The organism is Enterobacter sp. MGH 4, assembly GCF_000534735.1.
GTDB lineage: Bacteria > Pseudomonadota > Gammaproteobacteria > Enterobacterales > Enterobacteriaceae > Enterobacter > Enterobacter intestinihominis.
In genome coordinates this window covers 46660-66787 of the sequence record NZ_KI973298.1, presented here as the reverse complement: position 1 = coordinate 66787, position 20128 = coordinate 46660, and the positions used below count along the sequence as shown (strand labels likewise).

Annotated in this window: 18 protein-coding genes; 10 read left to right on the top strand and 8 right to left on the bottom strand. The window is 57.3% G+C overall.

Annotation, left to right across the window (positions count from 1 at the left end):
• Positions 1 to 82: 82 nt before the first annotated feature.
• Together yiiM and sodA are read right to left on the bottom strand one after the other, a co-directional pair.
• Entirely contained in the window at positions 83 to 757 is a 675-nt protein-coding gene (gene yiiM, locus L350_RS01410) for a 6-hydroxyaminopurine reductase (RefSeq protein WP_023298905.1), read from the bottom strand.
• A 66-nt stretch (positions 758 to 823) separates the two neighbouring features.
• Positions 824 to 1444 carry a superoxide dismutase [Mn] gene (gene sodA / locus L350_RS01415; RefSeq protein WP_003861999.1) on the bottom strand — a complete coding sequence of 207 codons (621 nt, stop codon included), beginning with the start codon at positions 1442 to 1444 and terminating at the stop codon, positions 824 to 826.
• Positions 1445 to 1732: 288 nt separating this feature from the next.
• Between sodA and rhaT the strand changes: the two genes are divergently transcribed.
• Complete coding sequence (rhaT, locus tag L350_RS01420; RefSeq protein ID WP_022649813.1) at positions 1733 to 2767, top strand: L-rhamnose/proton symporter RhaT; 1035 nt, start codon at positions 1733 to 1735, stop codon at positions 2765 to 2767.
• Here rhaT and rhaR read toward each other — a convergent pair whose 3' ends face one another.
• Together rhaR and rhaS (L350_RS01430) are read right to left on the bottom strand one after the other, a co-directional pair.
• Complete coding sequence (gene rhaR, locus L350_RS01425) at positions 2768 to 3616, bottom strand: HTH-type transcriptional activator RhaR (protein WP_022649814.1); 849 nt, start codon at positions 3614 to 3616, stop codon at positions 2768 to 2770.
• A 73-nt stretch (positions 3617 to 3689) separates the two neighbouring features.
• On the bottom strand, positions 3690 to 4526 hold the full coding sequence (gene rhaS / locus L350_RS01430; protein ID WP_032626943.1) for an HTH-type transcriptional activator RhaS: 837 nt from the start codon (positions 4524 to 4526) through the stop codon (positions 3690 to 3692).
• A 301-nt stretch (positions 4527 to 4827) separates the two neighbouring features.
• Between rhaS (L350_RS01430) and rhaB the strand changes: the two genes are divergently transcribed.
• The 9 genes from rhaB to rhaM all read left to right on the top strand — a co-directional run bounded on the left by rhaB (position 4828) and on the right by rhaM (position 14773).
• Positions 4828 to 6297 carry a rhamnulokinase gene (gene rhaB / locus L350_RS01435; protein WP_023298908.1) on the top strand — a complete coding sequence of 490 codons (1470 nt, stop codon included), beginning with the start codon at positions 4828 to 4830 and terminating at the stop codon, positions 6295 to 6297.
• Positions 6294 to 7553 carry an L-rhamnose isomerase gene (gene rhaA / locus L350_RS01440; RefSeq protein ID WP_022649817.1) on the top strand — a complete coding sequence of 420 codons (1260 nt, stop codon included), beginning with the start codon at positions 6294 to 6296 and terminating at the stop codon, positions 7551 to 7553. Before rhaB ends, rhaA begins: the two co-directional genes overlap by 4 nt.
• 121 nt (positions 7554 to 7674) lie before the next feature.
• Positions 7675 to 8505, top strand: a complete 831-nt coding sequence (gene rhaD / locus L350_RS01445; protein ID WP_032626941.1) for a rhamnulose-1-phosphate aldolase — start codon at positions 7675 to 7677, stop codon at positions 8503 to 8505.
• A gap of 82 nt (positions 8506 to 8587) precedes the next feature.
• Positions 8588 to 9574: a rhamnose ABC transporter substrate-binding protein gene (rhaS, locus tag L350_RS01450; RefSeq protein ID WP_032626938.1), complete on the top strand. Its 987-nt coding sequence runs from the start codon at positions 8588 to 8590 to the stop codon at positions 9572 to 9574.
• 99 nt (positions 9575 to 9673) lie between these two features.
• Complete coding sequence (locus tag L350_RS01455; protein WP_022649820.1) at positions 9674 to 11176, top strand: sugar ABC transporter ATP-binding protein; 1503 nt, start codon at positions 9674 to 9676, stop codon at positions 11174 to 11176.
• Complete coding sequence (locus L350_RS01460) at positions 11176 to 12180, top strand: ABC transporter permease (RefSeq protein WP_022649821.1); 1005 nt, start codon at positions 11176 to 11178, stop codon at positions 12178 to 12180. Before L350_RS01455 ends, L350_RS01460 begins: the two co-directional genes overlap by 1 nt.
• A complete protein-coding gene (locus L350_RS01465) occupies positions 12177 to 13178 on the top strand; it encodes an ABC transporter permease (protein ID WP_032622004.1) in 1002 nt (333 codons plus the stop codon). Before L350_RS01460 ends, L350_RS01465 begins: the two co-directional genes overlap by 4 nt.
• 135 nt (positions 13179 to 13313) lie before the next feature.
• A complete protein-coding gene (gene fucO, locus L350_RS01470) occupies positions 13314 to 14462 on the top strand; it encodes a lactaldehyde reductase (RefSeq protein WP_032626936.1) in 1149 nt (382 codons plus the stop codon).
• Positions 14459 to 14773 carry an L-rhamnose mutarotase gene (rhaM, locus tag L350_RS01475; protein WP_032626934.1) on the top strand — a complete coding sequence of 105 codons (315 nt, stop codon included), beginning with the start codon at positions 14459 to 14461 and terminating at the stop codon, positions 14771 to 14773. Before fucO ends, rhaM begins: the two co-directional genes overlap by 4 nt.
• Positions 14774 to 14804: 31 nt before the next feature.
• Here rhaM and L350_RS01480 read toward each other — a convergent pair whose 3' ends face one another.
• The 4 genes from L350_RS01480 to L350_RS01495 all read right to left on the bottom strand — a co-directional run bounded on the left by L350_RS01480 (position 14805) and on the right by L350_RS01495 (position 20117).
• Positions 14805 to 15509: a fimbrial biogenesis chaperone gene (locus tag L350_RS01480; protein ID WP_022649825.1), complete on the bottom strand. Its 705-nt coding sequence runs from the start codon at positions 15507 to 15509 to the stop codon at positions 14805 to 14807.
• Positions 15506 to 16705 (bottom strand): fimbrial protein, encoded by a 1200-nt coding sequence (locus tag L350_RS01485; RefSeq protein WP_240183890.1) that lies wholly within the window; start codon positions 16703 to 16705, stop codon positions 15506 to 15508. The genes L350_RS01480 and L350_RS01485 overlap by 4 nt, the downstream gene beginning before the upstream one ends.
• A 125-nt stretch (positions 16706 to 16830) precedes the next feature.
• Positions 16831 to 19353, bottom strand: a complete 2523-nt coding sequence (locus L350_RS01490) for a fimbria/pilus outer membrane usher protein (RefSeq protein ID WP_050595086.1) — start codon at positions 19351 to 19353, stop codon at positions 16831 to 16833.
• 35 nt (positions 19354 to 19388) lie between these two features.
• Complete coding sequence (locus L350_RS01495) at positions 19389 to 20117, bottom strand: fimbrial biogenesis chaperone (RefSeq protein ID WP_022649828.1); 729 nt, start codon at positions 20115 to 20117, stop codon at positions 19389 to 19391.
• Positions 20118 to 20128 lie beyond the last annotated feature (11 nt).

Below are 20128 nucleotides of genomic sequence, written 5' to 3'. Positions count from 1 at the left end.
TCTCCCCATAGGGGAGAGGGGACGGCTCGGTGCGGTCTTTTCACCCTCGCCCCTTTGGGGAGAGGGCCGGGGTGAGGGGCAATTATTTCCCCCACAATCTCCGCGAACTGCTCTCGATCTTGCCGCTTATCCGCCGCTTCTGCATCGTTCTGGTCCAGCTGGTGGATAATCCTGCCGCTGACAGCAGGCGGTGAAACTGTTCATCGTCGAACGGCATATGCCAGGCAATGGCACAGGCCTCGAATACCGACACCTCACTCAGGCGCGAAGCCAGCTCAAGCGGCGCATCCGCCGAAATCTGTCCCGCCTGCACAACGCGATACAGCCAGCCGGTTTTACCCGCGTTTTGCAGCTGGGCCGACATATCCTGAATGCCAAAATGGTAGTTAAGCTTGAAGCACGGCGAGCGCGGCTGGGTGACCTGAATCAGAGCATCGCCCCAGCGATAAATATCGCCAATAAAGACGTTCTTCTCCGTCAGCCCTTCCGTTGAGAGATTTTCGCCAAACGCGGGGGCGACGAAAAGGTCCGCCTGTTCAGGAAATTCGGTTTTCCAGTGCTGATAGTGCTCGCGCGGATAGTGGCACAGCGCGCGATCGGGCCCGCCGTGGATTTTCTTTTCGGCCTGCTGGTCACCCGCCAGACCAAGCTCGGTAAGCGTCAGCTCACCGTCGACCTGCACTTTGGCGATAGCGCTCGGGCGACTGCCTTCGTACTCCCTTACCTTGCCTGTAAACACATTCACCGGGTAATGCATCTCCACTCCTTCAGATACAAAAAAAGCGAGTCATCAGACTCGCTTCTCACAGGCGTCAATGCAACCTTATTTTTTAGCGGCGAAACGCGCTGCTGCTTCGTCCCAGTTCACTACATCCCAGAAGGCTTTGATGTAGTCAGGGCGACGGTTCTGGAACTTCAGGTAGTAAGCGTGTTCCCACACGTCCAGACCCAGAATTGGGAAGCCGGATGCGCCAGAGATAGCTTCACCCATCAGCGGGGAGTCCTGGTTTGCGGTTGAAACGACCGCCAGTTTGTCACCTTTCAGGACCAGCCACGCCCAGCCAGAGCCGAAACGGGTTGCAGCGGCTTTTTCGAATTCCGCTTTGAAGTTGTCAACGGAACCGAAGTCACGCTCGATAGCCGCTTTCAGGTCGCCCTGAAGGGTGGTGCCGGTTTTCAGGCCTTTCCAGAACAGGCTGTGGTTAGCGTGACCGCCCGCGTTGTTGCGCAGCACGGTTTTCTTGTCTGCTGGCAGCTGGTCCAGTTTGGTGATCAGCTCTTCAACAGGCAGATTAGCGAACTCTGGCAGGCTTTCCAGCGCAGCATTCGCGTTATTCACGTAGGTCTGGTGGTGTTTAGTGTGATGGATTTCCATCGTCTGCTTGTCGAAATGCGGTTCCAGTGCGTCGTAGGCATACGGCAGGGATGGCAGTGTATAACTCATAATCCTCTCCATTATTGTCGGGCGGCACAGCTGTTAATGCCGCGTAAGCAGTTGGTTCATTATAGTTAATTAAATGATATTGAAAATGATTATCAATGCCGTAGTTTTTATATGGTTATTCGGTTTTTAAGAAATGAAGGAATTGTGAGTCTGCTCACGCGGTTAACGTGCTGATTGCCATTCAAAACAAAAGTGCGGCAACCTTCTGAAGGTTCCCAAACCGCCTAATTTTTACACTCATCAAGTCGGCGGGAAGCCTCCGGCTATAAAAACGATGAGGATGTAAAAATGAATCATGCGATTACGATGGGTATCTTCTGGCATTTGATAGGCGCGGCCAGTGCAGCCTGTTTCTATGCCCCGTTTAAAAAGGTGAAAGGCTGGTCATGGGAAACCATGTGGTCCGTTGGCGGTACCGTGTCCTGGCTGATTTTGCCGTGGACAATCAGCGCCATGCTGCTGCCCGATTTCTGGGGCTACTTCTCCTCCTTCAACGCCTCCACCCTGCTGCCGGTATTCCTGTTCGGCGCGATGTGGGGTATCGGTAATATCAACTACGGCCTCACCATGCGCTACCTCGGCATGTCGATGGGGATTGGCATCGCGATCGGCATTACGCTGATTGTTGGCACCCTGATGACGCCAATCCTCAACGGCAACTTCGATGTGCTGATCAACACCCAGGGTGGGCGAATGACGCTGCTGGGCGTGCTGGTAGCGGTGATCGGCGTGGGAATTGTCACCCGCGCGGGCCAGTTGAAAGAACGCAAGATGGGCATCAAAGCCGAAGAGTTCAACCTGAAGAAAGGGCTGCTACTGGCGGTGATGTGCGGCGTCTTCTCGGCGGGCATGTCGTTCGCGATGAACGCCGCCAAACCGATGCACGACGCCGCTGCAGCGCTGGGCGTCGACCCGCTGTACGTTGCCCTGCCAAGCTACGTGGTGATCATGGGCGGCGGCGCGCTGGTAAACCTCGGCTTTTGCTTCATTCGTCTGGCAAAAGTGAAGAATCTGTCGGTAAAAGCCGACTTCTCGCTGGCAAAACCGCTGATCGTCACCAACGTCCTGCTTTCCGCCCTCGGCGGTCTGATGTGGTATCTGCAATTCTTCTTTTACGCCTGGGGTCACGCCAGTATTCCGGCGCAGTATGACTACATGAGCTGGATGCTGCACATGAGCTTCTACGTGCTGTGCGGCGGGCTGGTTGGGCTGGTGCTGAAAGAGTGGAACAACGCCGGGCGTCGTCCGGTTGGCGTGCTGAGCCTGGGCTGCGTGGTGATAATTATTGCGGCCAATATCGTCGGCCTCGGCATGGCGAACTGATTACGCTGCCTTTCGACTGCGATGACGCCACTGAACCGGCGTCATCCCCACCTCACGGTTAAACACCACCGAAAAGTAGTTACTGTCCTCAAAGCCGCAGCGCATCGCCACTTCACTCACCATCAGCTCCGTATGCTGTAACAGATACTGAGCGTGGCAGATGCGCAGCTGGCGCAGATAGTGGTTTACCGTCATCCCCGTCTGGGTGCGGAACTGCTGGCGCAGCGCGCGCTCGCTGCACTGCTCCTGCTCGCAGAATTTTTCCAGCACGAAACTCTTGTTAAGACTGCCCGCAAGCCGGGTGATGAGCTTATCCAGCAGCGCTTCCTGCGTGGTGGCAGAGGGATTATCCGTAGCGTAACGATGGCGCTTCAGGGTCATCACCAGCTGGGCAAAAAGCAGCTCCGACATCTGGTTTGCCACCGGATCGCTCTTCTGGCTCTCCTGCTCCAGCTGGGAAATCGTCTGGCGCACCTGAGCCATGCCGTTGCTGCTTAAGCGCCAGTGCGGTTCGCCTCTGGCATCATGTAAACCGGGGATATTGCCCGCCCAGTCGACATTCAGTTTAAGCCTGTCAGGGCAGTAGATGACGTTCTGCAACACCAGATCGTTAACCGAGGCGTAAGAGTGTTTATCTTCGGCGCGGATGTAGAACAGGTCTCCGCGCGTGATGCGGTAGGGACGGTCGTTGAGGACGTGCAGGCCGTTGCCCCGCCACACCAGCACCAGCTCGCAGAACTCGTGGGTATGCTCGGCAAAGACGTTTTGCGGATAGCGGTCCGCCACCGCGACGGCCTGACTCGCGGAGGCAAAAAAATCATCTTTACGAAGAATTAACTGAGCAGCCACACCACAACCTCGACGGCGAATAACCGGACATTATTAGCCTTTCTGCGGTAAAAAAACGGTGACTGCCCTCGCGTTACTGAAGCAACGCGTCTTTCCCCTGACGGATATCGCGCGGCGACCAGCTAAATTCCCGACGAAACAGCGTTGAAAAGTGGTTACTGTCGCCGAAACCGCAGCGATAGGCGATATCCGTGACGCTTTCATCCGTGTGCCTTAAAAGGTGACGCGCTTTGATCAGGCGCAGACGGTTGAGGTAGCGCTGCGGCGTCAGCCCGGTATGCTGCTTGAGCTGACGATGCAGCGTGCGCAGCGAGAGCGAAAAGTCATCCGCCAGCGTTTCCCAGCAGACATCTTCGGCAAAATGATCTTCCAGCCAGGCCATCAGCTGATTCAGGCGCGCGTCGTTATTTTCCAGCCCTTCCACCAGGCTGCTGCGCCGCAGTAGCACCAGCAGCTGCATAAACAGCATCTCGCGGGTAGCAATGGCGTGCGTCTCCTGTCCATCCTCGCTCTGCTCCATCTGGCTTACCAGCTGACGCACCTGCTGCAACGTGGACTGATTCACCCGCCAGTGCGACGGATAATGGCCGCCCTTCTCCTGCGGCAGCAGCTGATTCAGCCCAGAGAGAAACTGAAACGCATCCGGAGAACGATAGAGCACATTGGTCAGGCACAGGTTATCGGTATGTTCATACAGGTGCCTGTCGTGATCGCGCACGAAGCACACCGTACCGCCGCTGATGGTATACGGCTGACCATTAAACACGTGGATGCCCGTTCCGTGCTCAACAATCACAATTTCATGAAAATCATGATGATGTTCCGGGAACGCAGCCTGAGGCAGCCGTGGCTCAATCGCAACCGGCGAAGCCCCCGAAGGAAAAAAATCGACGCTGTGCAGTACGGTCATAACGGCCTCTACCAATGAGAAAAGTTCTCAAAATAGTAATTAAGGCCTTCCCCGCTCACCTTAAATTTTTGACAGCAAACCGCGCAAAAGCTGCCGGTTTTTCAAGAAACAGGCGGAAAGATCGGGAAATGCGGTCAGCGTCACACTGCCTGCAAACCCCGCGATTACTGGAAACTGTGAACTCCCTCACGTTCATCTTTGCTTTCTTGCCAGCGCGAGATTTGGGCTGTCAGTGGCGAGAAGGTGGCTATTTCTTCCCTTTCTTACACTCCTCGGTAATGACTTAAGAAAGGACCCGACCATGACTTTTCGCCATTGTGTGGCTGTCGATTTAGGCGCATCCAGCGGCCGTGTAATGCTCGCCACCTGGGACTGCGACCTGCACACCCTTACGCTTCGCGAAATGCACCGTTTCGCCAATTGCCTGCAAAAACAGGACGGTTTTGTTACCTGGGATATCGACGCCCTGGAAGCAGAGATCCGCACCGGACTTCACAACGTCTGCGAAGACGGTATTCGCATCGACAGTATCGGCATTGATACCTGGGGTGTGGATTACGTGCTGCTGGACAGTCACGGCGAACGCGTCGGCCTGCCGGTCTCCTACCGCGACAGCCGCACCGATGGGCTGATGGCGCACGCCATCGCGCAGCTTGGCAAGGAGAACATCTATGGTCGCAGTGGCATCCAGTTCCTGCCGTTTAACACGCTGTATCAGCTACGTGCGCTGGTTGAGCAACAGCCTGAGCTGGTCGAAAAGGTGGCGCATGCGCTGCTGATCCCGGACTACTTAAGCTACCGTCTGACCGGCAATATGAACTGGGAATACACCAACGCCACCACCACGCAGCTGGTCAACATCAACACCGATAACTGGGATGAACATCTGCTGGCCTGGACGGGCGCCTCGCCGTCCTGGTTCGGCGCGCCAACCCATCCGGGCAATGTGATCGGTCACTGGCTTTGCCCGCAGGGGAATGAAATCCCTGTTGTCGCCGTCGCCAGTCACGACACCGCGAGCGCGGTCATTGCCTCGCCGCTCGCCGACAAAGATGCGGCCTATCTCTCTTCCGGCACCTGGTCGCTGATGGGCTTCGAGAGCAAAACCCCGTACACCAGCGATGCCGCGATGGCGGCGAACATCACCAACGAAGGCGGTGCCGAAGGCCGCTACCGGGTGCTGAAGAACATCATGGGGCTGTGGCTGCTCCAGCGGGTGCTGAAAGAGCAGGCCATCACCGACCTGCCCGCGCTTATCGCGGAAACCGAAACGCTGAAGGCCTGCACCTTCCTGATCAACCCGAACGACGATCGCTTTATCAACCCGGTGCACATGAGCGCCGAAATCCAGGCCGCCTGTTTTGAAGCGGGGCAGCCGGTACCTTCCCGCCCCGCCGAGCTGGCACGCTGCATTTTTGACAGCCTCGCCCTGCTGTATGCCGACATCCTGAGCGAGCTGGCTGACCTTCGCGGCAAACCGTTCACACAACTGCATATCGTGGGCGGCGGCTGCCAGAACCAGCTGCTGAACCAGCTCTGCGCGGATGCCTGCGGCATTACCGTGGTGGCAGGTCCGATTGAAGCCTCCACGCTCGGCAATATCGGCATTCAGCTGATGACCCTGGACGAACTTTCAAACGTCGACGATTTCCGTTCGGTGGTGACGGCGAATAACAGCCTGACCACCTTCACCCCCCATCCCTGCCATGAAATTGCCCGCTACCGGGCGCAGTTTCAGCAAAAACGACTGACTAAGGAGCTTTGCGCATGACCACTCAACTTGAACAAGCCTGGGACCTGGCTAAACAGCGTTTCGCCGCCGTCGGCGTGGATGTCGAAGAGGCGCTGCGCCAGCTCGACCGTCTGCCCGTCTCCATGCACTGCTGGCAGGGTGATGACGTCGCCGGTTTCGAGAACCCGGGCGGTTCCCTGACGGGGGGTATTCAGGCCACGGGTAACTACCCGGGCAAAGCGCGCAACGCCACCGAACTGCGTGCGGATCTGGAGCTGGCGCTGAGCCTGATCCCCGGGCCAAAGCGCCTGAACCTGCACGCCATTTATCTCGAATCCGACGAGCCGGTCGCGCGTAACGAAATCAAACCGGAACACTTTAAGAACTGGGTGGAGTGGGCGAAGGCCAACCGGCTGGGTCTGGATTTTAACCCGTCCTGCTTCTCGCACCCGCTGAGCGCGGACGGGTTTACCCTTGCGCACGCCAACGACGAAATCCGCCAGTTCTGGATCGACCATGTAAAAGCCAGCCGCCGGGTCTCGGCGTATTTCGGCGAGCAGCTTGGCACGCCATCGGTAATGAACATCTGGATCCCGGACGGCATGAAAGACATCACCGTAGACCGACTGGCCCCACGTCAGCGTCTGCTGGCCGCGCTGGATGAAGCTATCAGCGAAAAACTGGACCCGGCGCACCACATCGACGCCGTCGAAAGCAAGCTGTTCGGCATTGGCGCAGAGAGCTACACCGTGGGCTCAAACGAGTTCTACATGGGTTACGCCACCAGCCGCCAGACCGCGCTGTGCCTGGATGCCGGCCACTTCCACCCAACCGAGGTGATCTCCGACAAAATCTCCGCCGCCATGCTCTACGTGCCGCGTCTGTTGCTGCACGTCAGCCGCCCGGTTCGCTGGGACAGCGACCACGTGGTGCTGCTGGATGACGAAACCCAGGCCATTGCCAGCGAAATCATCCGCCACGACCTCTTTGACCGCGTACACATTGGCCTCGACTTCTTCGACGCCTCCATCAACCGCATCGCGGCGTGGGTTATCGGCACCCGCAACATGAAGAAAGCCCTGCTGCGCGCGCTGCTGGAGCCTGTCGCCGCCCTGAAACAGCTGGAAGAAAACGGCGACTACACCGCGCGCCTGGCGCTGCTGGAAGAGCAGAAATCCCTGCCGTGGCAGGCGGTGTGGGAGATGTACTGCCAGCGTCACGATGCGCCTGCGGGCAGCCAGTGGCTGGACAACGTGCGGGCATATGAGGAAGACGTGTTGAGTCAGCGCGGGTAACAGCCCCCTCACCCCTGCCCTCTCCCCAAAGGGGAGAGGGAGCAAACCATCCCCTCTCCCCTTTGGGGAGAGGGTTAGGGTGAGGGGTTCAACCTCACCGCGATAACTGGAAATGAAAACTATGCAGACCATCACCACTTCCTGGTTCGTCCAGGGCATGATCAAAGCCACCTCTGACGCCTGGCTCAAAGGCTGGGATGAGCGCAACGGCGGCAACCTGACGCTACGCCTGGACGACGCGGATATCGAGCCATTTGCCGCCGATTTCCACCAGAAGCCGCGCTATATCGCCCTGAGCCAGCCGATGCCGCTGCTCGCCAACACGCCGTTTATCGTCACCGGTTCCGGGAAGTTCTTCCGCAACGTCCAGCTCGACCCGCAGGCCAACCTCGGCGTGGTGAAGGTGGACAGCGACGGTGCGGGCTACCACATTCTCTGGGGGCTAACGGACGACGCGGTGCCTACCTCTGAACTGCCGGCGCACTTCCTCTCCCACTGCGAGCGCATCAAGGCGACCAATGGCAAGGACCGCGTGATCATGCACTGCCACGCCACCAACCTGATCGCCCTGACCTACGTGCTGGAAAATAATTCTGATTTCTTCACTCGCAAACTGTGGGAAGGCAGTACCGAGTGTCTGGTGGTGTTCCCGGACGGCGTCGGCATTCTGCCGTGGATGGTGCCGGGCACCGACGAAATCGGCCAGGCGACCGCAACGGACATGCGGAAGCACTCACTGGTGCTGTGGCCGTTCCACGGCGTCTTCGGCAGCGGCCCGACGCTGGATGAAACCTTCGGCCTGATCGACACCGCCGAGAAATCCGCGGAAGTGCTGGTGAAGGTCTATTCCATGGGCGGCATGAAGCAGACCATCACCCGGGAAGAGCTGATCGCCCTGGGCAAACGCTTTGGCGTCACCCCCATGCAGTCGGCGTTAGATCTGTACCAATAACAACATCGCGCCCCGCTCATTGAGACGGGGCGAAAACCACCTGCAATCCCTACAACTAACTCAAGTCAGTGGAGTAAAAGCAATGAAAATAAAAGCAAGCTTGATCCTCACCGTTGCCGCTCTGGCGTTGTCCGGTTCCGCTTTAGCAGAAGTGAAAATCGCCCTGGTGGCGAAGTCCTTAGGAAATGGATTCTTCGAGGCAGCGAACGTCGGCGCGCAGGAGGCGGCCAAAGAGTTAGGCGATGTGAAAGTGATTTATACCGGCCCGACCACCACCACGGCGGAAGCGCAGATCGAGGTGCTGAACGGGTTGATCGCCCAGGGCGTGGATGCGATCGCGATTTCCGCGAACGATCCGGACGCCGTCGTGCCGGTGCTGAAAAAAGCGATGCAGCGCGGCATTAAGGTTGTGTCGTGGGACTCCGGGGTGGCGAAAGCCGGACGCCAGATCCACCTCAACCCGTCCAATAATGCCCTGATTGGCGAAACCAACGTGAAGCTCGCCGCCGACGCGCTGAAAGCGCTGAACGTGGAGAAGGGCGACGTGGCGGTGCTGAGCGCCACGCCAACCTCCACCAACCAGAATACCTGGATTGCGGAGATGAAAAAGGTGCTGCCGAAGTACCCGTCCGTCAATCTGGTGACCGTGGCCTACGGAGACGATCTCTCTGACAAAAGCTACCGCGAAGCGGTCGGCTTGCTGAAAACCTACCCCGAACTGAAAGTGATTGTTTCGCCATCGTCCGTGGGCATTGTGGCCGCTGCGCAGGCGGTGAAGGACCAGGGCAAGATTGGCAAAGTGTACGTCACCGGTTTAGGCCTGCCGTCCGAGATGGCGGGCGCGGTGAAGTCCGGCGCGAGCAAGAGCTTTGCCATCTGGAACCCGATTGACCTCGGCTATGCGGCAACCTACCTGGCGGATGACCTGGTGAAAGGCACGGCCAAGAAAGGTGAGGCCAGCATGGGCAGACTGGGCAAAGTGAAGCTGGATGCTGACGGCAACGGCGCGATGGCCGAGCCGTTCGTCTACGATGCCAGCAATATTGATAAGTTCTCGAAAATCTTTTGATGCAATTTGTAGGCCGGATAAGCGTAGCGCCATCCGGCAAAAGGCGGGTGGCGCTGCCGCTTACCCGCCCTACAAATTCCTCTGTCCAGGAGAACTATCATGACCCCATTGCTACAGCTTTCTGGCATCACCAAGGTGTTCCCCGGCGTGCGTGCTCTTGAGAACGTGCAGCTTGCGCTGTGGCCCGGTAAAGTGACGGCGCTTATCGGCGAAAACGGCGCGGGCAAGTCGACGCTGGTCAAAGTGATGACCGGCATTTACCAGCCCGACGAGGGCGAAATTCTCTATAAAGCGATCCCCGTTCATCTCCCGACGCCGGAGTCGGCGCATAAAATGGGCATCACCGCCATTCACCAGGAAACCGTGCTGTTTGATGAACTCTCGGTCACCGAGAATATTTTTGTCGGTCAGTACCTTCACAAAGGCTTCCTGAAAAAGCTCGACTGGCCGGAAATGCACCGCCGGGCGCAGGCGATCCTCACGCGGCTGGAAGTGCAAATCGACCCGCGCGCGACGCTGAAAACCCTGAGCATCGCCCAGCGTCACATGGTGGCGATTGCCCGCGCGCTGTCGTTTGAGGCGCAGGTGGTGATCCTCGATGAACCCACGGCGGCGCTGTCGCAGCATGAAATCCTCGAGTTTTACCAGATTGTGGAGCGCTTAAAGCAGGAGGGCAAAGCCATCCTGTTTATTTCCCACAAGTTCGACGAGATTTTTGAGCTGGCCGATCACTACACTATTTTGCGCGACGGCGCGTTCGTCGGCGCAGGTGCAATAAATGAGATCACCGAGGAGCGCATGGTGTCGATGATGGTCGGGCGCGCCATTACCCAAACTTTCCCTAAAATAGACTGCGAAAAAGGCGAGACGGTGCTGGAGGTGAAAAACCTCTGCCATCCGACCGAGTTTGCGCATATCTCGTTCTCCCTGCGTAAAGGAGAAATCCTCGGCTTTTACGGGCTGGTGGGGGCCGGGCGTACCGAGCTGATGCAGGCGCTTTCCGGCGTCACGCGGCCATCGTCCGGGGAAATTATCCTCAACGGACAGCCCCGGCGCTTCCGCCAGCCTGCGGATGCGATCAAAGCCGGTATCGTCTGCGTGCCGGAAGAAAGACAGAAACAGGGGGCGATTATCGCCCTGCCGATTGCCCAGAACATCAGCCTGCCTCAGCTCAGCAAGCTCAATCCGAACGGTGTGCTGCATGACGACCGTGAATGGAAGCTGGCGGACGAATACGCCAAACGCCTGCAAGTGAAAGCCTTCAGCTGGAAGCAGGCGGTGGAGACCCTCTCTGGCGGCAACCAGCAAAAGGTCGTGATCGGCAAATGGCTGGCGACGCACCCTGACGTGATTATCCTCGATGAGCCGACAAAAGGCATCGATATCGGCTCAAAAGCAGCCGTGCATCAGTTTATGTCCGAGCTGGTCAGTCAGGGGCTGGCGGTAATTATGGTCTCGTCCGAACTGCCGGAAGTGATGGGCATGGCGGATCGCATTATCGTCATGCACGAGGGGCTGATGGTGGCCGAGTACCGGGCGGGAGACGCGACGGCGGAAACCATCGTCAGCGCCGCCAGCGGTGCAAAACAGGAGGCGGCATAATGCTTAGCTCACTCTTAAAACACCGCGAAGCCCTGCTGGGCGCGGTGATTATCCTGATGATCGTCGCCATTGGTAGCCGCGTGCCATCGTTTATCGCGCCGGACAACCTGGTGGAGATGTTTAACGACACCGCCATTCTGATCGTCCTCGCGCTCGGGCAGATGATGGTGCTGCTCACGAAAGGCATCGACCTGTCGATGGCGGCCAATCTGGCCCTGACCGGGATGATTGTCGCCCTGATTAATTTCCATTACCCGGACGTGCCCGTCTGGGCGCTGCTGATCCTTGCCAGCGTGCTTGGGCTGCTGATGGGCGCGATAAACGGCCTGCTGGTGTGGAAGCTGGGCATTCCGGCGATTGTGGTAACGCTCGGCACTATGAGCATCTACCGCGGAATGATCTTTTTGCTCTCCGGCGGCGGCTGGGTGAACTCAAACCAGATGGGTACAGATTTCCTCGGCCTGCCACGTGCGTCAGTGCTGGGCTTGCCGGTGCTGAGCTGGTGCGCCATCGCCGCGCTGCTGCTGGTGGGCTACTTCCTGCGCTACAGCCGCACCGGACGAGCGCTCTACACCGCAGGCGGTAATGCCACGGCAGCGTACTACACCGGGATCAACGCCGGAAAAATGCAGTTCATTAGTTTCTGCCTTTCCGGTCTGCTGGCCGGGTTCTGCGGCTACCTGTGGATATCGCGCTTTGCCGTTGCGTATGTTGACGTCGCTAACGGTTTTGAATTGCAGGTGGTGGCAGCCTGTGTGATTGGGGGGATCAGCACCATGGGCGGCACCGGGCGCGTGCTCGGCTGTCTGTTTGGCGCACTGTTCCTCGGGGTGATTAACAACGCCCTGCCGGTGATCGGCGTCTCACCGTTCTGGCAGATGGCGATTTCCGGCACGGTAATTGTGATAGCGGTGCTGCTGAACGAGCGCGGCAATAAACGTAAAGGCCGATTGATACTGCGCGATGCTGCGCTGGCACGTCAGAAACTGGCGGTGAAATCATGAGCAAAATGATGACATCTGAAGCAATCAAACCCACTTCTGCGCCGGGCATCTTCCAGCGTCTGCTGTGCTGGGAGGGGTTCCTGCTGGCGGTGACGCTGGCGGTGTTCTTGGTGAACGCGCTCGCCTCACCCTACTTTCTCAATATCTGGAACCTCTCCGACGCGACGTTCAACTTCACCGAAAAAGCGATCATCGTGTTGCCGATGGCGATGCTGATTATCGCCAGGGAAATTGACCTGTCGGTAGCCTCCACCATCGCGCTCAGCTCCACGGTGATGGGCTTTTGCGCGGCGGCGGGCGTCGATACGCCGCTGCTGGTCTGCGTCGGATTAGGCGTCGGGCTACTGTGCGGGCTGTTCAACGGCATTCTGGTGACGCGCTTTAACCTGTCGTCCATCGTCATCACCATCGGCACCATGAGCCTGTACCGCGGGATCACCTACATTCTGCTCGGGGACCAGGCGCTGAACAGCTACCCTGAGAGCTTCGCCTGGTTCGGCCAGGGCTACGTCTGGGGCGCGCTGTCGTTTGAATTCGCGCTGTTTATCGTGCTGGCCGCTCTGTTTGCCTTTGTGCTGCACCGCACCAACTTTGGCCGCCGCACCTACGCCATCGGCAACAACCCGACCGGCGCGTGGTACTCCGGCATCAACGTGAAGCGCCACAACCTGATCCTCTTCGCACTGGTTGGGCTGATGTCCGGCCTGGCGTCGGTGCTGCTTACCTCGCGTCTGGGCAGCACCCGCCCGACCATCGCGATGGGCTGGGAGCTGGCGGTGGTGACGATGGCGGTGCTCGGCGGCGTCAATATTCTCGGTGGGTCCGGCAGCATGGTGGGCGTGATTATCGCCGCCTTCCTGATGGGGCTGGTGACCTTCGGCCTGAGCCTGCTCAACGTGCCCGGCATTGTGATGTCGGTGATTATCGGCGCGATGCTGATCGTGGTGATTTCGCTGCCGATTATTACCCGCCGGATGATGCAGCGAAGACGGAATTAAATTGCCCCTCACCCCTGCCCTCTCCCCTGAGGGGAGAGGGTGAAAAGCCGCACCAAGCAGTCCCCTCTCCCCTCCGGGGAGAGGGTTAGGGTGAGGGGAACGGATTACCTCAAAAGCATATTAAGGAGAATTATCATGAGCTTTATGTTGGCACTCCCCAAAATCAGCCTGCACGGCGCGGGCGCAATCGGCGATATGGTCAACCTGGTGGCGAGCAAGCAGTGGGGAAAGGCACTGGTTGTCACCGACGGTCAGTTGGTAAAACTCGGCCTGCTCGACAGCCTGTTTAACGCGCTGGACGCCCATCAGATGTCGTATCACCTGTTCGATGAGGTCTTCCCAAACCCAACGGAAGCGCTGGTGCAGAAAGGCTATGCGGCATATCAGGATGCGGAGTGTGATTACGTGATTGCCTTCGGCGGCGGCAGCCCGATTGATACCGCCAAGGCGATCAAAATCCTCACCGCCAACCCCGGTCCGTCAACCGATTACTCCGGCGTCGGCAAAGTAAAAAACGCGGGCGTGCCGCTGGTGGCGATCAACACCACCGCAGGCACGGCAGCGGAGATGACCAGCAACGCGGTGATCATCGACGCCGCGCGTCAGGTTAAAGAGGTGATTATCGACCCGAACATCATCCCGGATATCGCCGTGGACGATGCCAGCGTGATGCTCGATATTCCGGCCTCCGTGACCGCCGCAACCGGCATGGACGCGCTAACCCACGCCATTGAAGCTTACGTCTCCGTGGGCGCACACCCACTGACCGATGCCAACGCGCTGGAAGCCATTCGTCTGATCAACCTCTGGCTGCCGAAAGCGGTCGACGACGGTCACAACCTGGAAGCGCGCGAGCAGATGGCCTTTGGGCAGTATCTGGCGGGCATGGCGTTTAACAGCGCCGGGCTGGGGCTGGTGCATGCTCTGGCGCACCAGCCGGGCGCGACGCACAACCTGCCGCACGGCGTCTGCAACGCCATCCTGCTGCCGATCATCGAAAACTTTAACCGTCCGAACGCGGTCGCCCGATTCGCCCGTGTGGCGCAGGCGATGGGCGTTGACACGCGCGGCATGAGCGACGAAGCGGCCAGCATGTCCGCCATTCAGGCGATTCGCGATCTGAGCGCCCGGGTCGGCATTCCGTCCGGATTTAGCCAGCTCGGCGTGACCAAAGCCGATATTGAAGGCTGGCTGGATAAAGCGCTCGCTGACCCGTGCGCGCCGTGCAACCCGCGCACCGCCAGCCGCGATGAGGTCCGCGAGCTGTACCTGGAGGCATTATGATCCGCAAAGCGTTTGTGATGCAGGTAAACCCGGATGCGCACGAGGAGTATGCGCGCCGCCACAACCCGATCTGGCCTGAGCTGGAAGCGGTACTGAAAGCCCACGGCGCGCACCACTACGCCATTTACCTCGACAAAGCCCGCAACCTGCTGTTTGCGACAGTGGAGATTGAATCGGAAGAGCGCTGGAACGCGGTAGCGAATACCGACGTCTGCCAGCGCTGGTGGAAGCATATGGGTGACGTCATGCCGTCGAACCCGGATAACAGCCCGGTGAGTGCGGAGCTGAACGAGGTGTTTTACCTGGACTGAGCCATGGCCCGGCATATTGTGTCGGGTCGCGTTATTTAACCGGCCAGTTATAAACAGCGCTATTACCGTTGTCGTCGATTAACTCCCCCTGCACCTGCCCGGAGAAGGGGGCATTGGCGGCAAAGGCGTAGCGCTTCTCCCCGAAGGGGGCAACCATCATGTCGGGTAGTTGTGTCACCGGATACAGCTTTTCGCCTGCCTTAAAGTTAATGCCCGCAAAAGAGACAAAGTAAGGCGAATCATTATGACAAACCAGCACAGAACCCTCGCGATGAAAGGTTAATCGCGCCCACGCGCTTTCTGGATTGTTGAGCGACGCCGGACGCCAGAATATTTTCATCTGTGTATTCATCGTCAGCACCATGCTTTGTTGTTGTGTGGCAACACTTCCGGTAGGCGGGATTTCATAGATGTTCAGCCAGAATGCCGATTCCCGGTCAGTGGGCATACGCGCTTTGTTGTGCATGATACGTAGCCCTTGTACGCCCTTAGGCTCCAGACGAAACAACGGCGGCACCGCAACAAACGGCGTTTTAACACTTCCCGGTTCGCGATTGATATCGCCATCATCCACCCAGGTTTGCACGACTACCGGCCACGGATTGGTATTCACCAGCATCAGACTCTGTTGCGCTTCGCCTTCATGAAAAATCACACGCGTTGCGGAGGCAATAATGCCCGCTGCGCAGGGCCAGGACACAAGCATCCATAGCAATAACAGAGAAATACGCATCATTGCACTTTCACCCAAACATACGCCCTGGCATCTACCTTACCGGCAGCGATCGCCTCGTCAGGTAAACGCACCAGTGAAGCATTAAAGTTAATCAAATAGTCCTGGGTATTCCCTGATCCTGCAATTCGGGTTGCCCCTACATTGACGGGATACCAGCCACCGCTATTGCCCGTTGCGCAACTGGTGGTCGTACAGCGATCCCAACCGAGGAACTGGCGAACTATACCGTCGCTGGCATTAGCAATCTGTATCCCCACTCCCCTTGCCATACCGGTTTGTCCGTAATTCTCGGAAAGGAGATGGCTCACCCCGCCGCTGCTGTTTACCAGCCCAAGAGTTTGCGCGGCGAGAAAGCTTTCGTAAGGCACCTGTAACCCCAGCGCCGTCTGGTTTTGCGCCACACCGCCGACGGCTGTATTTTCACAACGAACCGTCACGCTGAAATTGGCTTGCGCCGCTTTGCCGCTTTCCAGCTCAGTTCGCGTAACAGAAGGGAACACGACCACAGGCGTGACGTTTTTCGCCACGCACGTAGCGATGGTGGTCAGCGTTGAGACAGGTGCCGTTCCCATGTTTAACGCCATCCAGTTATCGTAACCCCACCCGGTGTAACTGGTTGCCGAGTCTCCGGAATCACAGTAAGCATCGTTATTTTTACTGCCCGGCGAACAAAAACTGACGTAGCCATTGGGCTGATTACAGCTATAGCTGCCGCTACTCACCGGAGCGCCACACCAGGTTCCAGCTCCCGTGTTGGTGGGAACATCTGCGCTGAGACGAATCGCCTCGGCGCGAATGGGGCTAAAATCCTTGACCCGAATATAAATTTTTTTGCCATCGTCTGAGACCGCGTAACGGGTCATCGGTATCCGTTGATAATTTCGGGTAAACACAGTGCCTGAGTTAAGGTGCGTTAAACGCACCCCGACTTTTTTAAATAAGGTGCCGTAAACATTCGGATTACCGCTTGCCTGCCCCATATCCCAGTAGCCGCCGTAACGGTCATCTCCGTTAGTGGCAATGATTTCGAAGATGTTATTTTTATCGCTAATATCGCAGACCCACAAAATATTATCGGGGCTGCTATAGAGCGGATTATCAGAGAAGCGCACCACGCTACTAGCCAAAACTGTACCTTCCGGCTGAACGTCAATGCTGCTGACATTGATACGCCCCAGCGCAAGCCCTGTCCCCATTGCGTCCTCTTCGGTGTGCTCGAATTTTGGCCCTTTTTCGCACTGGGGCAAACGCCGCCACGCTCATCAGGCAAAATGCCGCGACGACAAAACGTAGTCTGTTCATGATTTCCTCCCTGGTGGGCTTAACGGCAAGGCAACGTTAATACCCGTAACGGTTCCGACGGCTGCGTATTTTGCCAGGCTATTCGACAGCTTTCCTGCTGGGCCTCCCCCCACTTAATCCGCAATATGCCTTTCTCGTCGCTGGCGCGAAAATAAAGCTGACTCGCCTGCCCCATCATGCCAATGCTGTTGTCATACTCATCGTAAACGGCGGCCCCCATCGGGATAACCTCACCTTTCAGCCTCTGCGCAGTGATCAACATGGCCTGTCCCTGAAGCGTGGTGTAGCGCAGGCGAACCATCGCCCCGGCGAATGGCGCAACACGCTGAACCGATGTCTGGAGTTCCACATCGTCGGCCATGTCTTGCGGGTCCAGGCTGACAGTATTGAACTGATAAGGCACCAACGATGGTGCAAGCGCATAGCCAAACGCGTTCACCTGTGCCCCTTGCCCGCCGGATATCCGTGCGCCATCCGCACCGGGTGCTTCAATCAATGCGAAGGTGTCACCAAGATACGGTCCCGGCGTGATACCTCCACGATGCAATACCAGTGCCCCCTGTAACGATGCCGACGCCTGCCAGTAATCGCTGGAGGAAGACCACGACGCGCCGCCGCTGGCCCAAGGGAAATTCTTCTGAAAATTTGCTCCCCAGACGGACTGCTCCCCGCGATCGTTTGTGGCGTAGTTGAGGCTGTAGCTCAGCGGATCGCGCTCACCCATCACCCCGCTAAGCGTCGACTGATAATCTCCGCCGTCATCATCACTATGGTTAGCGCTAATCGAAAGCATTGGCGAGTAGTGACTCTGCCCAAGCGGAACAGAAAACGATAATGACCACAGCGTTTGCGTTTTTGCCTGCCAGGCGTCGCTCCAGTCGACGGCGTTCCCCATGCCGTTTTGTGAAGATGGGGTGATTCGTCGGGTGCGCGCCGCCGTAAGGTTCACCGATATGCCGTAGGCAAATGCCTTACTCCAGCTGGCCTGAAGCTGCTTATCGCGGCTTTTCTGGTCGCGATAGTCCTGTGAAGAGAAGGAAAGATTAATATTACCCAACCAGTCCAGCGCCTGGCTGGCCGAAAGCTCAACCCTGGAGCGCTGCCGCCAGGTGGAGGATTGCCACTCCTCATTATGCGCAGCGCGTGAACCGAGCACATCGTACAGCTCAGCATAGCCGCCTGTAGAGTAGCGGTAGCCCGCCAACGCAACCGACGTCCCCGTCTGTGGAAAATGTTTACTGTAGTTGAGCCTGGACATCCAGCCGGTTTGGTAATCGTCGCTGTTCAGCCGTGCGCGCGAGAAAGTGCTGTCCATCCCCCATGCGCCCAGCGTGGAACTGTAAACGCCGCCGAGCATAAACGCCTGATAGCCGTTTGCCAGTTGATTGCCCGCATTGATAGTGAGCGCATTCGTTACCCCGTGCTGCCAGACAATTTCACTGAATTCGTCATTGTTGCCCACGTCCCGCACGCGCCCCACTGTCGCACTGTATTCCGAAAACCCCGCGCGCATGGATTCCGCCAGCGCGGAAAAGGGTACGTTAAACGTACTTTCACTCCCATCCGCTTCCGTGACAATGACGTTCAGATCGCCTGCGTAATTAGTGGGATAAAGATCGTCAATCGCAAACGCACCGGGCGCGACCGTGGTTTCATAGAGCGTGTTGTTGCCCTGGCGAATGGTCACTTTGGCGTTGGTTCGCGCAATCCCACGCACCACTGGCGCGTAGCCGCGCTGAGATTCCGGACGCATTCGGGTATCGGAGGTGAGCTGCACGCCGCGAAAGCTGATCCCGGAAAAAAATCTGCCGTCGGTGTAGCCTTCGCCAATCATCATTTCACTGCGCAGCGGCACAATCGCTCGCTGGACATAGCGCCGCGTTGTTGTCCAATGGCTGCCCAGATCGCTGTCATAGTTGAGCGCAGACTGCTGACGATAGCGCCACAGTCCCAGATTTAACCCGCCATTCAGGTTCAGGTAAGTGGAGTCTGTCGTGCCACCGCCATCCTGCTTTTGCGTGACGTGGTACTGGTTAGCCATGTAGTTGAGAAAGAGCATACTTTCACCGGGCTCCAGGCTCTCTTCACGTATTCCTCCTCGCGGCAGTTTATCCAGCAGGGTTTGTGGTACCGAAAAATCAACACGCATTTGCGACATCACGCTGCTCACCGTGATGCCGGAAAAAAGCGCATTGTCCGGACGATAGCAGCCTTCTCCAGGCTCTTCCGGCAACGATTTCAGCCCAATCTTTTTTAAGGTACCCCAGCTAAAACACGGCATTACGCGATGTTCCACGGCTGTAAATACGATGTCATCCCTCGCGGCCAGCGTACCGTTAACATATAGATCCAGTGTATAACTGCCGGGCTTGATCATTGAATCCTGGTTTAACTGTTCAATATCAACCTTATTCAGGCCAGACCCGCGAAGTAGCGACGCGTCAAAGACATACGCTTCTTGCGCTTGCACGAAAGAGGCGCTGATTAACGTCAGCGTCGAGACAAACAGACAACACCGGGGATACGCGCGATGTCGGAGCATAAAACCCTCCCTGCCCACTCTTTCCATGTCGACTTCTAGCGAGGCAGCGTGAAGGTGTGGCTCACCGCCGTGCCATAATCATTCATGGCGTAAACCGTGACAGATGTGGCCACCGGATCGGTTAAAACCCAGCGTGTGTCGCCAAATGGTGGAATCATCACCGATTGGCCAACCGCCGTAGATTTCTCACCTCGGGTTAACAGCGCGTTGCGCAGTGAAATATGCCATGGCGTAGGGTTTTGTAACGTCAGCATATTTCCTTTACGCTGCACCTGAAGTTGCGTCAGAGCCTGACTGGCGTCGCCGCGCAGACCGGGCGGGCGATAAAATACTTTGAGCCGGCTTTTTACAATCAATGCCAGGCGATTCTGTGCAAGATCGGACGATTTAATGGCGGGATATTGCAAATAATTAAACCAGAACACGGACTCGCGATCCTGTGGGAGCTGTTGGGTCTGCCCTGTAAATTTTAGCCGCAGCGCATGACCATTCAGCGCATTAATCCGAAATATTTGTGGCGTGACGATAAAAGGTGCATCCGCTGTGTCTGGCGTTGAATCTGGGTTATTTTTATCCAGCCACACCTGCACCAGCATCGGTGTATCACCATTGTTAGAAAATTCTACAACCTTATCTTTTGCATCGGCAGAATAAATTATTCTATTACCTTTAAGAATAACACTGGAAGATGCTATGTTCGATATAAAAATAGAAGACAAAAATGCCATTACAGCAATAAAACAGCATTTATTAGTGTACAGCATATACACCTCCC